A 12,676-nucleotide genomic window follows, 5' to 3' on the forward strand; every position below is an offset into this window, starting at 1 on the left:
ACGGGAAACGACCGAATCCGGCCCCCGCCCGGGGGCGCGTGCCGGCCCCGTCAGGGGTGTGTCATGCGCAGGACGTCCAGGGCCTCGTCCAGCTGCTCCAGGGTGAGCGCGCCGCGCTCGACGTAGCCGGCCTCCAGCACGACCTCCCTGATCGTCTTCCGCTCGGCGAGGGACCTCTTGGCGACCTTGGCCGCCTCCTCGTAGCCGATGTACCGGTTGAGCGGGGTCACGACGGAGGGCGAGGACTCGGCGTACTCCCTGGCCCGGGCCGTGTTCGCGGTGATCCCGGCGATGGTGCGGTCGGCCAGCAGACGGCTCGCGTTGCCGAGGAGGCGGATGGATTCGAGGAGGTTCCTGGCCATCACCGGGAGCATCACATTGAGCTCGAAGTTCCCGGCCGCGCCCGCGACGGCGACCGTCGCGTCGTTCCCCATCACCTGGGCGGCGACCATCAGGACGGCCTCCGGGACGACCGGATTGACCTTCCCGGGCATGATCGAGGAGCCCGGCTGGAGATCCGGGAGATTGATTTCGGCCAATCCGGTGCGCGGGCCGGAGGCCATCCAGCGCAGGTCGTTGGAGATCTTGGTGAGCGAGACGGCGATCGTACGGAGCATGCCCGAGGTCTCCACCAGCGCGTCCCGCGCCCCCTGGGCCTCGAAGTGGTCGCGGGCCTCGGTCAGCGGCAGTCCGGTCGCGGCGGCCACCTCGGCGATGACGGCGGCGGAGAATCCGGGCGGGGTGTTGATCCCGGTGCCGACCGCCGTGCCGCCCAGCGGCAGCTCGGCCAGCCGCGGCAGCGCCGACTGGAGCCGCTCGATGCCGTAGTGGACCTGGGCCGCGTACCCGCCGAACTCCTGGCCCAGGGTCACCGGGGTGGCGTCCATCAGGTGCGTCCGCCCGGCCTTGACCACGTCGGCGAACTCGCCGGACTTGTGCGTCAGGGCCGTCGCGAGGTGCCGCAGGGCGGGGATCAGGTCGTGGGTGACGGCGGCGGTGGCGGCGATGTGGATCGAGGACGGGAAGACGTCGTTCGAGCTCTGCGAGGCGTTGACGTGGTCGTTGGGGTGCACCTCGCGGCCGAGGCGTTCGGTGGCCAGGGTGGCGATCACCTCGTTGGTGTTCATGTTGGACGAGGTTCCGGAGCCGGTCTGGAACACGTCCACCGGGAAGTGCTCGTCCCAGCGCCCGTCCGCGACCTCGGCGGCGGCGGACCGGATCGCCTCCGCGACGTCCTCGTCCACCACCCCCAGCTTGGCGTTCACGGCCGCGGCCGCGGCCTTGATCCGGGCGAGCGCCTCGATGTGGGCGCGCTCCAACCGCTGTCCGGAAATGGGGAAGTTCTCCACCGCGCGCTGGGTCTGGGCGCGCCACTTGGCGTGCGCGGGGACCCGTACGTCGCCCATGGAGTCGTGCTCGATCCGGAACCCGTCGGCCTGCTGATCTTCGGTCATCTTCGTGGCCTCCTCTGAAAGTTGAGCAATTGTCTTGTTCGAAGTGTTCCCAACTCCCCTACCGGCCAGTAAATACCGGGGGTAACACCGACATCAGGGGAGGCGTTCATGGCACGTGCCCGCACGAAACCCAGGCTCAGATCTACCTTCGCCGCCGTCGCGGCGATCGCGGCCGCCCTCGGGGGCGTCACCGCCATCACCCCCATGGCCCAGGCGGCGACCCCCGCGGCCGCCACCGCCGGGGCGGTGACCCCCCTCTCGCCCGAGCTGGAGGCGATCCGCGCCGCGGAGGCCACCAAGATCTACGGCGACTCCGCGATCCGTCCGCTCGGCGAGCGCAAGACCGGCCTGATCTCGCTGGGCGACAGCGAGATATCGGGCGAGGGCGTCGGCAACTACGACCCCGCGACCAACACCTCGTCCAACCAGTGCCACCGCTCGCCCGACTCGGCGATCCACCGCACCGGCATCCCGGCCGACCTCACCTTCAACGTCGCCTGCTCCGGCGGCTACACCGGCAACATCAGGATCGGCGGCAGCAAGCAGTACGCCGACGAGCTGGTGCAGAGCGACAACCTCGCCATCAAGGCCCGCAACACCCGGATCAAGATGGTGCTGCTGGTCGCCGGCGCCAACGACGACCTGCAGTTCGGGCCGGTCATGACCGACTGCGTGACCCGCTGGGTGCTCAGCCAGGGCACCTGCGAGCCCAAGTACGGGCCCGGCTGGCAGGCGCGCGTCGACGGCCTCAAGCCGAAGGTCGAGGCCACGGTCGCGGACCTCAAGACGGTCATGCGCGACGCCGGCTACGCCGACTCCGACTACAAGCTCGTGGTGATGGGCTACCCCAGCCCCATCGGCCCCGACTTCAACGACAACCCGAACTTCCCCGGCAAGCTGCCCGGCGGCTGCGCCGGCTACGACTCAGACGCCACCTGGGGCCGCAACTACGCGGTGCCCACCTTCGAGAAGGGCATGCGGGCCGCCGCCCTCGCCTCCGGCGCGGTCTACCTCGACAACTCCCGGCTCTTCCACGGCCACGAGGTCTGCATGGAGGACACCTGGGCCCGCGGCCTCTACCTGGACCTCGGCGACCACTTCCCGTGGGACGAGAACACCGCCCGCCAGTCCTTCCACCCCAACTACCGGGGCCACGGCGCGTTCGCGTCCTGCCTGACCCAGCTCTACAACTCGGGCCTGCGCGAGGCCTCCTGCGCCGACCCCGCGAGCACGGGCACCCCGGTCCTCCAGGCCGGAGCCTGGGACTCCCTCTACGCCCCCCTGAAGAACGAGGCGACGGCCAACTGCCTCGACGCGAAGGGCGGCTCCAGCGCCAACGAGACGGCCGTCCTGGGCTGGGACTGCCACGGCGGCCGCAACCAGGGCTGGTGGTACGACGCGGCCCGCAAGTCGGTCCACGTCGAGCTGACCCACGACCGCTGCCTCGACGCCCCCGGCGCCAACTACGGCGCGGGCACCGGCGTGATCATCTGGAACTGCCACGGCGGCGCGAACCAGCAGTTCGTCCGCGACGGCGCCACCATCCGCCCCGCGGCCGCGCCCGGCATGTGCCTGACGGTCGCCGCCGCCCACGACCCGGCCCGCCTCCAGCCCTGCAACGGCTCGCCGAACCAGCGCTTCGTCTGACCACCGCCCCCGCACCCCCCACACCCGGCCGGCGCACCCCGGCCGGGTGGCTCCAACTCCTGTGACAGGCTGGGCCGGTGATCATCACCGCCATAGCCGTGCTGACGGCCCTGCCCGCAGCCGCGTTCCTCCTCGTCAAAGCCGTCCACCTGGTGGCGACCCGCCAGCCCGGCATGAGCCGGACGGCCCCGGGGCAGTGGACCGAGGGCGCGGTGGCGTGCCTGAGCGTCGCGGCCATCGCCTTCGCCCTGGGCAGCTTCAGCGGATTCGACCCCCGCCCCACCCGGCCCTGCGTGGAGGCCCTCGCCGAGCAGCACGGCCCGCAGAGCCACCGGACCCCGGACGCCGACATCGCGATCGACCGCGGGTACTTCCCGGTGTCCACGCTGTGCACCTTTCCCGGCGGCGTCCGCGTGGAGGTCGTCCCGGGCTGGGTCAATCCCCTGCTCGTGGGGTCGCTGGCGGGTGTCGCCGCGTGCGCGGTGACGGCCGGCCGGGCCCGCCGGCGCCTGGCTGCGTAGCCCGGTCGAGCCCGCCCGGGCGTGGGCGCTCAGCGGGAGTCGAGCAGCTCCCGCACCTCCCGGGGGCGGTTGGTGATGATCGTGTCCACGCCGAGCCGCACGCACAGCTCCACGTCCTCGGCCTCGTCCACGGTCCACACCCGCACGGCCAGCCCCTTGGCCTTGAGCCGGCCCACCAGCCCCGGATCCTTCCGCACGAGCTCGATGCCCGGGCCCGCGTGGGTCGCGTACGGGGGCCGGACCGGGCGGATGCGGCGCTCGATCAGGAACACGGTCGGCAGTCCGGGGGCGAGCCGGTGCATCCGGGTCAGCGCGCTGCGCGAGAAGCTCATCACCTCGACGCGGCCGTCGGCCCCGTCCGCCAGCCCGTACGCGCGGAGCATCCGCGCGAGCTCCTCCTCCAGCCGGCCTCCCGCGCGCGTCGGGTGCTTGGTCTCGACGGCGAGCCCGACCGGCCGCGGCGCGGCCAGCGCCTCCTTGAGCAGGTCCTCGAACAGCAGCACCCGGGCTCCGCGGTGTTCCTCGCCCTTCCACCGCCCGAAGTCGAGCGCGGCGAGCTCCGCGTAGGTCATCTCGGAGACGATCCCGCGCCCGTCGGAGGTCCGCTCCACCCGCCGGTCGTGCACGCACACCAGCTTCCGGTCGGCGGTGAGCCGCACATCGCACTCGAGCGCGTCGGCCCCGTCGGCGATGGCCTGCCGATAGGCGGCGAGCGTGTGCTCGGGGTGCGCGTGGGAGGCCCCGCGGTGGGCCACTACGCGCACGGCGCGGGCGGTGGAAAGCATGGACTGCGGATTCATGCGTCAGACGTTAACCGGATGCGATGGACGGTTCCGTACGGCGGCTGCGCCGACGGTTGAACAGTCCGGGACATTGCACTGCGAACCCTGCGAGTCCTGCCGCTTCGAGGCATGGCAGCACATCGTCGACGGCAGGCTCCGCTGGGAGGAATCGCAGTACTGCCCGGTGTAGGGAATCCAGGCGTGCGGCGGTGGTTGGGGCCCGGCCCCGGAGTGTGCCCGGGAGCGGATCGTGGCCTGCGAGGGCACGGTCCGGCTCGCCATCGGCGGACCGGGCGGCGCCCCGCTCAAGGCCGTCCGCGAGGTCTACCGGCTCTCCCCGCCGCAGCTGCGCTCCGCCCGGGCGCACGGCATCGCGGTCACCCCCGGTCGAGGCGCAGCTGCTCAGCGCCGTGCCGGGGCCAACGGAGCGGGGGTGACGTCGTCCTCGGGGCCCCTTCCCCGAACGGGGGAGAGGGCCCGAGGACGACGCCGTACGACCTACAGGCCGTTCAACTTCGACTGGGACCCGATCGGCCGGAACTGGTTACCCAGACCGACGTCATTGCTCACGAAGAGACCGGAGGCGCCCCGCAGCGCGCCCTTCTCGGACGAGAGTCGGCCCATCAGGTTCTTGACCTGCTTGTCCCATGTGTCCGCGACCTTCTTCAGACCGGCGGCGGTGTCCCAGCCCTCGAAGCCCGCGACCGCCGTGTTCGTCGCCTCGTCCGCGTGCTCCATGGCCTTTTGGGTGTTCGGCTCCAGCTCGGTCTCGATCGTGTTCGCCGCCGTCCTCTTCTCAGCCGGAGTGGAAGCGAAGTTCCCCGATCCCCCAGGGGTTGACGGCGCTCCGGGACCATCGCTGCTGTTCAACCGCATGTCCACCTGCTGACCTGCCGAGCCGCCGCGCGCCTGGCTCCACTCGTGATCAAAGCCCACCGACACGTTCAGTCCTCCCCCTCAGTCATTCCAATCCACCGGCCTCAGACGTTCCGCAGTTCGCCTTCTTCGGGCAGGAGGTCCGCCATCAGCTCCCAGACCCGCTTCGGTTCCACTCGGACCAGCCGCATAGTGCTGTCGTGACCCACCTGGTCCGAGGCCACCGGCTCGGCGGGCAACTCCCGGTGCCAGTACCCCAGCGGTCCGCAGTCCCAGATCGCGAAGCCGCGTCCTTCCACCCCGTCCCGGCCTTCCTGGTGGCCCCGCCAGGCAGCGGTCATCCGCCAGCTCGAGCGCAGGTCGGCGATCAGGTCGGCAAGCAGCGCGACCTGTGCTTCACCGAGGCCCCCGTTCTCCGCGAGCGCCTTGTGGATGTACGCACGTTCGGAGCCCAGCGCCTCGGCGGAGGAGAGGCCCTCCAGCGCGTGGAGACCCGCCTCGACCGTTCCGAGCCGGGTCTCGATCACCGCGTCCGGCTGTGCTGCGCGAGCGGCCTCGCCCCCGGGACCCGACTGGCGCAGGTTGACCATGTCCGCCAGCGCCCACACCAGCATCTTCGGCTCGACTGAGGCGTACTCCGACTCGCTTGAGCCCGGCCAGGCCTGGTGGGAGATGACATGGTCCTGCCCGATGAGCAGCCCGTGGTGCAACTCTCCTTGCCGACCGGCCGCTTCCAGCGAGACGACCACGGTCGGGGCGATCAACGTGTCGAGCAGGGGCAGGAGTACATGGGCCAGTTGCCCGTTGCCGTCGATCAGCCCGCACGCCCGCAGTTCCTCGCGTGCGGCGAGGAGCTCGCCCGGGACGGGTTCCCCTGTGGCCACTTGGACGAGGACGAAGACGTGCTCGTCGCTCAGGCGGAACCGGGCTCGGGAAAGGTCATAGGAAGGCATACGTTCACTCGTTCCATCGGTTGGTCCGTCGGGTCGGTTTGTCTGCGATCACCCCATGGCGGAATCCGCAGCCACGTGGAAGATCCGGGAGAGGCCCGCGCGCACGGCACCCCGGCGGGTGAGCACGGACCGGTCGACCCCGGTGAACACCAGGGCGAGCGCGATATCAGCCCCGAGCGCACGGCCCGTCACGCTCACGTCGACCCGCTTCCACTTGCCGATGCCGGATTCCTTGACCTTGACGGTGACACCGCGGTCCTCGTTGTCCGCCTCGCGCATGAGGATGTACGCCCGGCGGTTGACCGCCCAGAGCCGGTAACGGTCGCCGGCGTACTTCATCTGCAGAGCGCGGCCCCGGTGCGTGGCCGCCCACCGGTTCCGCTTCAGGTACACCACCGCGTCCCCGACGCGCAGCGTCGCCCCGTTCAGGGTCGGTCGCTCAGTGACCATCACTTGGATGCCGCGGGACTGGAAGACGACCCTGGGGATCTGACCGCCGGTGGCCTCGGTGGCACGGACGTTGTCGTGCGGGTGGGGCAGCGAGGCCACGGTGATCTCGCCCCACTCCGGAGACTGCCCCTGCCAACCGGTCCGGCGAGGCTGACCCTTTTCGCCGCCCTGCCACGTGCTCAGCTCGAACGGGGTGCTCTGGCTGTGCATGTCTCTGCCCTCCTAGTCGAACGGGTTCAGCGCGCTGCCGAGCTTCTTGGCGCCGCTGGCGATGCCGTCGCCGACCTTCTCCAGGCCCTTGCCTATGGCTTCGTGGTTGTCCCAGATCAGTGCGGCGCCGTACGCGATACCGGTTCCCACGGCCAGCCCGGCAGTGACCGGGTTGGGAGCCACGGTCAGCGCAGTCATCGATGCACTGAACGCCGTACCCGTGAGGTCGGAGGCGAACTTCGCCGGATCCTTCTTGATCATGTCGGTGTCGTACGTGGCCAGGTTCGCCACGCCGTAGGCGGTGGCCGCGACGCCTCCGACCACGCCCAGCCCGCGCATCGCACCGGCCGCCTTCATCGCATTCGCCATACCGCCCTGCCTGGCGACCGTCACGAGATTGGCCTCGGAGGCTGCGGGTATGAAGAAGCGGCCGTTCTTCATCTGGCTACCCCACATGGCCGCCTCGTCGGAGCCAGTGAGCGCGGCCGCAACGTTGGGTGGCAGTTTGCTCAACAGTCCGCCCGGAGCCGCTCCCGCCAGCCGAGCGTTGACATTGCGCTCCATCAGAGTGCCCGGCGCGTTGAAGGCCTTCGGGAAGTTACCGGCCTTCACGTCCTTGAAGTAGCCGGTCAGCTTGATGGAGTTCATGCCGACGGCTGTGAGCGCGGTGGCGAAGGCGCCGGCCGTCACGGTGGACTTGCTGACGTTGGAGACCAGTTCTGCCAGCTTCGGGTTGCCCGTGAGGCGGGTCACGCCCTCCTTCTGGAGCCGCTCGATGTAGTCGTCGAGGGTCTCGTTGTCCCGCATCTTCAGCCAGGCGAGGTCGAAGCGCTCCTGCTTCTGCGCGTCGTCGGCCTTGGCAACGTCCCCTGCCTGCCCGTTGAAGCCGGTACCCAAGGTGCCGTCGCCCTTGCCGCCCGGGCCGTCCTTGACGACGGCCTCCAGGTCCTTGCGCAGGTCCTGGTCGGCCTCGTCGACGGCCTTGACACACTCCTTGATGTAGTCGCGCCAGGACTGTTCGGCCGTTCTGACGCTCGTCAGGTAATCCGGGTCGTGGTGCATGGCGTTCTTCTCGGCGGCGCTGAGCTTGCCGTAGTCGAAGGCCACTTCTCCCGACCCGGAGACGCTCATCCCTGCCTTGATCGCGTCGGCGCGCGCGTTCTCCAGCGTCTTCTTGAGCTCGGTGAGCTGCTGGTGCCCGTTGCGTAGCAGTGTGGCGGTCGCCTTCGCCTGGGTCTGCGCGGCCTGGTACTCGTACCGGGTCGCCTCGAAGTTCGTGAACGACGCCGTCGAACTGACGCCGACCCAGTTACCACTCGTGTGGATCTTCTGGACGCTGTCTCGATAGCGTTCCTCGACCTTGCGGATCTCCTCCGCCATCGACTGCCACTTGTCGGCTGCCGTCAGGAGGCGCCCGTAGTCGGTCGTCATCACTTCCTGGTACGTCAGCATGCCGTTCCCCCACCGCATATCGGTCAAGTCTTCCAGGGCAGCCTATACATTCGAATTCTGTTGGCCGTCAGGGGACTTGGGCGGGTTTCGGGGGATCGCGTGGGCGGGGTGTTCGGCGGCGTCTCGCGTACGCCGCCGAACACCCGACCGGTTTCGCGCTACAGGCCCGGGCCGCGGACCGGGATGTGGGTGAACGTCGGTTCCGGGGCCGGGTTCTGGAAGAAGTCGTTGCCCTTGTCGTCCACGACGATGAACGCCGGGAAGTCCTCGACCTCGATCTTCCAGACCGCCTCCATGCCGAGCTCCTCGTACTCCAGGACCTCGACCTTCTTGATGCAGTCCTGCGCCAGGCGGGCCGCCGGGCCGCCGATCGAGCCCAGGTAGAAGCCGCCGTGCGTGCCGCACGCGTCGGTGACCTGCTGCGAGCGGTTGCCCTTGGCCAGCATGACCTTGGAGCCGCCCGCCGCCTGGAACTGCTCCACGTAGGAGTCCATGCGGCCGGCCGTGGTCGGGCCGAAGGAGCCGGAGGCGTAGCCCTCGGGGGTCTTCGCGGGGCCGGCGTAGTAGACCGGGTGGTCCTTCAGGTACTGGGGCATCTCCGCGCCCGAGTCCAGCAGTTCCTTGATCTTGGCGTGCGCGATGTCGCGGGCCACGACCAGCGGGCCGGTCAGGGAGAGCCGCGTCTTCACCGGGTGCTGCGTGAGGGTCGCGAGGATGTCGTCCATCGGCTGGGTCAGGTCGATCTTGACCACGTCCGCCGACTCGTCCAGGTGCGCGTCCGTCGTGTCCGGCAGGAATCGCGCCGGGTCCGTCTCCAGCTGCTCCAGGAAGACGCCCTCGGCGGTGATCTTCGCGACCGCCTGGCGGTCCGCCGAGCAGGACACGGCGATCGCGACGGGCAGCGACGCGCCGTGGCGGGGGAGGCGGACGACGCGGACGTCGTGGCAGAAGTACTTGCCGCCGAACTGCGCGCCGATGCCGATCTTCTGGGTCAGCTCGAAGACCTGCTGCTCCAGGTCGAGGTCGCGGAAGCCGTGGCCCAGCGGGGAGCCCTCGGTGGGGAGCTCGTCCAGGTAGTGCGCCGAGGCGTACTTGGCGGTCTTCAGCGCGTGCTCGGCCGAGGTGCCGCCGACCACGATCGCCAGGTGGTAGGGCGGGCAGGCCGCCGTACCGAGCGAGCGGATCTTCTCCTCCAGGAACTTCATCATGGAGGCCTCGTTGAGGACCGCCTTCGTCTCCTGGTAGAGGAAGGACTTGTTCGCGGAGCCGCCGCCCTTCGCCATGAAGAGGAACTTGTACGCGCCGCCGTCGGTCGCGTAGAGCTCGATCTGCGCGGGCAGGTTCGAGCCGGTGTTCTTCTCCTCCCACATGGTGATCGGGGCCATCTGGGAGTAGCGCAGGTTCAGGCGGGTGTACGCGTCGTAGATGCCGCGGGAGAGGGCCGCCTCGTCGCCGCCCTCCGTCAGGACGTTCTGGCCGCGCTTGCCCATCACGATCGCCGTGCCCGTGTCCTGGCACATCGGCAGGACGCCGGCCGCCGCGATGTTCGCGTTCTTCAGGAGGTCGAGCGCGACGAACTTGTCGTTCGAGGAGGCCTCGGGGTCGTCGATGATGCGGCGCAGCTGCGCGAGGTGCGCGGGGCGCAGGAAGTGCTGGATGTCGTGGATGGCCTCTTCGGCCAGCTTGCGCAGCGCCTCCGGCTCGACCTTGAGGAACGTACGGCCGTCCGCCTCGAAGGTGGACACGCCCTCGGCGGTCACCAGCCGGTAGGGGGTGGAGTCCTCGCCCAGGGGCAGGAGGTCGGTGTACGCAAACTCTGGCATGACGGCAGTCATTCCTCACTCGGCAGACAGCACTGGCGACCAATTGGCAGCGCGGTCATCCAGCGTAGAACCTCTCGACGCGGCCGTGGTTGTGAGGTAAGGCTCACTCGGGGCGCGCTCCGCTCCACTCAGGAGTATCGCGATCTATCGTGTCTCGCTATGCTGGGTGCCGTGGACCTGGAAAAGCACCCCGCCGCCCCTGCCGCCCCCGCCCCGGCGCCCGCCGCCGAGCTGCGCGCCTCCGACGCGGACCGGGACCGGATCGCGCAGATCCTGGCCGACGCCCTCGCCGAGGGCCGGCTGACCTCCGAGGAGCACTCCGAGCGCCTGGACTCGCTGTACGCCCTCAAGACGGTGGGCGAGCTGGAAGTCCTCGTACGGGACCTGCCCGCGCCCGGCGGCGGCCACGGCGCGGCCGCGTACGCCTCGCCCGCCTACGCGCCCCCCGGCTCCGGCGGTCCCGTGGAGAACGTCGTCGCCGTGTGCAGCAGCTCCGCCCGCAAGGGCCGCTGGCGCCCCGGCGCGCACACCCGCGCGGTTTCGGTCATGGGCGACATCACCATCGACCTCACCGAGGCGGTCTTCGAGCAGCAGGTCACCGAGATCAGCGTGACGTGCGTCCTCGGGAACGTCGAGGTATTGGTCCCGGAGAACGTCACCCTGCGCGGCTACGGCAGCGGCGTCCTCGGCAACTTCGAGGTGCGCGGCGAGGGCCGGGGGGAGACCGACCCGCAGGCGCCGGTGGTCATCGTCCGCGGTTTCGCGCTGCTCGGCAACATCGAGGCCCGCCCCCGGTTCGGTGCCCGCCTGGTCGACCTGGCCCTGAAGCTGCGCAAGCGCCTGGACGGCTGACGATCGCGCCAATCGGCCCTGCTCCGGCGGTATTTGGCCGAAGTGCTTCTAGGATCCGGATCATGACCGTATCCAAGTGGGACCTGCTCGACCACGCGCACGAAGCCCTGCGCATCGCCGTCATCGGCGTCCCCGCCGATGCCTGGGACCGGCCGACGCCGTGCGAGCAGTGGAACGTCACCCAGGTGTTCCAGCACGCGGCCGGTGACCAGCTCGCCTACGCCGCCCGCCTCACGGGAGACCCGGGCCCCTCCGAGGACCCCTTCGCGCCCTCCGGGGCCCTGGTGGGACCGCCGGCGCAGCTGCTGGAGCCGGCGCTCGCCGCCGCGGCCGAGGCCTTCGCCGGGGTCGTGCCCGGGACCGCGGAGGTCTCCGTCCCGCTGCCCCCGTTCGCCGTGGCCGCCGAGACGGCCGTCGGCGCCGCCGCCCTCGACGCGGCGGTGCACGCCTGGGACCTCGCCGTCGCCACCGGGCAGCCGTCGCCGCTGACGGACGCCCTGGCCGCCGCGCTGCGCCCGGCCGCCGACGCCCTCGTCGAGCCCCTGCGCGGCTTCGCCTACGGCTCCCCGCTCGAGCCGGCGGCCGGCGCGGCGAGCGGTGACGCGGACGCCCTGCTGGCCTTCCTGGGCCGCGATCCCCGGTGGGCGCCGCCCGCGGCGTGACGGGGTGCGCGGGGGGCCGCGGGGGAGGGGCACGTTTCGGACGAACCCCTGCGGGCCGGTGGCACACAGTGCATAGGGGCGCGCACAGCGGGTAGGGACAGGTGCATCGTCTCTCGCTCGCGTATCCGTCGTCAGGAGTAGACCGTGCCGCACCCGCCGCATCAGTCCCTGCAGGTTGCCGCCATACAGACCCTTCAGGGGCGTCCGGCCGCCGTGCCGAAGCCGCGGGTGCCGGCGCGGGAAGAGGACGGCCCGTGGCACGCGGAGGCGGTCTGCCGCCGTGACGAGGCGGGGCTCTTCTTCGCCCCCTCCAAGGAGCCGACGGCGGCCCGGCTCTCCCGCGAGGAGGCCGCCAAGCGGGTCTGCGCACGCTGCCCGGTGATGGTCGCCTGCCGGGAGCACGCGCTGCTCCAGCCCGAGCCGTACGGGGTCTGGGGCGGCCTCACCGCCGCCGAACGGCGGGTGGTCCTGGCCCGCATGCGGCGCCGCTCCGCGGAACGCCCGGCGCCCGGCCCCATCGCCGCCGCGGGCTAGCCCCCGGGCTCCGCCGGTGGGGCTGGACTTTGCCCGCCCCGCCGCACAGGTGCGGCTCAAGAATCCGGGGCTCCGCCCCGTACCCCGCTCCTCAATCGCCGGAGGGGCTGGAGTTTGCCCGGCGAGCCTGCGCAGGTGCGGCTCAAAGACCGGGGCTCCGCCCCGTACCCCGCGCCTCAAACGCCGGCGAGGCTGGATTGTGCCCGGCGAGGCTGGATTGTGCCCGGCGAGGCTGGATTGTGCCCGGCGAGGTTGGAGTTTGCCCGGCGAGGTTGGAGTTTGCCCGGCGAGGCTGGATCTTGCCCGGCGCGGTTGGAGTTTGCCGGGCGAGGCTGAATGTGTGCCCGGCCGGGACTGGATGTGCCGGTCGGGGTCGGGGACGGGGTGGGGTGTCGGCCGGGACTAAAACGAGATGATTTCGGCGCACGCTCCCGCCCGACGAAGCAACCCCGGACAGGGC

General features: G+C 70.8%; 12 protein-coding genes. 5 read left to right on the forward strand and 7 right to left on the reverse strand.

Annotated features, from left to right (window positions below; all coding sequences use genetic code 11):
- Positions 1–50: 50 nt before the first annotated feature.
- On the reverse strand, positions 51–1,454 hold the full coding sequence (locus ACFTXQ_RS24140; protein ID WP_382644043.1) for a class II fumarate hydratase: 1,404 nt from the start codon (positions 1,452–1,454) through the stop codon (positions 51–53).
- Positions 1,455–1,562: 108 nt separating this feature from the next.
- Here ACFTXQ_RS24140 and ACFTXQ_RS24145 point away from each other — a divergent pair, with 108 nt between their 5' ends.
- Complete coding sequence (locus ACFTXQ_RS24145; protein ID WP_382644045.1) at positions 1,563–3,101, forward strand: ricin-type beta-trefoil lectin domain protein; 1,539 nt, start codon at positions 1,563–1,565, stop codon at positions 3,099–3,101.
- A gap of 77 nt (positions 3,102–3,178) precedes the next feature.
- Positions 3,179–3,622 carry a hypothetical protein gene (locus ACFTXQ_RS24150; RefSeq protein WP_382644047.1) on the forward strand — a complete coding sequence of 148 codons (444 nt, stop codon included), beginning with the start codon at positions 3,179–3,181 and terminating at the stop codon, positions 3,620–3,622.
- Between the two features lie 29 nt (positions 3,623–3,651).
- Here the strand turns inward: ACFTXQ_RS24150 and ACFTXQ_RS24155 are convergent, their stop codons facing one another.
- The 6 genes from ACFTXQ_RS24155 to ACFTXQ_RS24180 all read right to left on the reverse strand — a co-directional run bounded on the left by ACFTXQ_RS24155 (position 3,652) and on the right by ACFTXQ_RS24180 (position 10,168).
- Positions 3,652–4,422 carry a glycerophosphodiester phosphodiesterase gene (locus ACFTXQ_RS24155; RefSeq protein WP_382644049.1) on the reverse strand — a complete coding sequence of 257 codons (771 nt, stop codon included), beginning with the start codon at positions 4,420–4,422 and terminating at the stop codon, positions 3,652–3,654.
- 480 nt (positions 4,423–4,902) lie between these two features.
- Positions 4,903–5,346, reverse strand: coding sequence for a hypothetical protein (locus tag ACFTXQ_RS24160; protein WP_382644051.1), 444 nt, complete (start codon positions 5,344–5,346; stop codon positions 4,903–4,905).
- 38 nt (positions 5,347–5,384) lie between these two features.
- Entirely contained in the window at positions 5,385–6,233 is an 849-nt protein-coding gene (locus ACFTXQ_RS24165; RefSeq protein ID WP_382644053.1) for a histidine kinase, read from the reverse strand.
- A 48-nt stretch (positions 6,234–6,281) separates the two neighbouring features.
- Positions 6,282–6,893 (reverse strand): hypothetical protein, encoded by a 612-nt coding sequence (locus ACFTXQ_RS24170; RefSeq protein ID WP_382644055.1) that lies wholly within the window; start codon positions 6,891–6,893, stop codon positions 6,282–6,284.
- A 12-nt stretch (positions 6,894–6,905) separates the two neighbouring features.
- Positions 6,906–8,345: a hypothetical protein gene (locus ACFTXQ_RS24175; protein ID WP_382644057.1), complete on the reverse strand. Its 1,440-nt coding sequence runs from the start codon at positions 8,343–8,345 to the stop codon at positions 6,906–6,908.
- A gap of 158 nt (positions 8,346–8,503) precedes the next feature.
- Positions 8,504–10,168 (reverse strand): fumarate hydratase, encoded by a 1,665-nt coding sequence (locus ACFTXQ_RS24180; protein ID WP_382644059.1) that lies wholly within the window; start codon positions 10,166–10,168, stop codon positions 8,504–8,506.
- 171 nt (positions 10,169–10,339) lie between these two features.
- On the opposite strand from ACFTXQ_RS24180, the gene ACFTXQ_RS24185 reads away from it, so the two are divergent.
- The 3 genes from ACFTXQ_RS24185 to ACFTXQ_RS24195 all read left to right on the forward strand — a co-directional run bounded on the left by ACFTXQ_RS24185 (position 10,340) and on the right by ACFTXQ_RS24195 (position 12,216).
- Positions 10,340–11,020 carry a DUF1707 domain-containing protein gene (locus tag ACFTXQ_RS24185; protein ID WP_382644060.1) on the forward strand — a complete coding sequence of 227 codons (681 nt, stop codon included), beginning with the start codon at positions 10,340–10,342 and terminating at the stop codon, positions 11,018–11,020.
- A 62-nt stretch (positions 11,021–11,082) separates the two neighbouring features.
- Positions 11,083–11,682, forward strand: a complete 600-nt coding sequence (locus tag ACFTXQ_RS24190) for a TIGR03086 family metal-binding protein (RefSeq protein ID WP_382644062.1) — start codon at positions 11,083–11,085, stop codon at positions 11,680–11,682.
- Between the two features lie 144 nt (positions 11,683–11,826).
- Positions 11,827–12,216 carry a WhiB family transcriptional regulator gene (locus ACFTXQ_RS24195; RefSeq protein ID WP_382644064.1) on the forward strand — a complete coding sequence of 130 codons (390 nt, stop codon included), beginning with the start codon at positions 11,827–11,829 and terminating at the stop codon, positions 12,214–12,216.
- Positions 12,217–12,676 lie beyond the last annotated feature (460 nt).

This window comes from Streptomyces sp. NPDC057010, assembly GCF_042673805.1.
Taxonomy (GTDB): domain Bacteria; phylum Actinomycetota; class Actinomycetes; order Streptomycetales; family Streptomycetaceae; genus Streptomyces.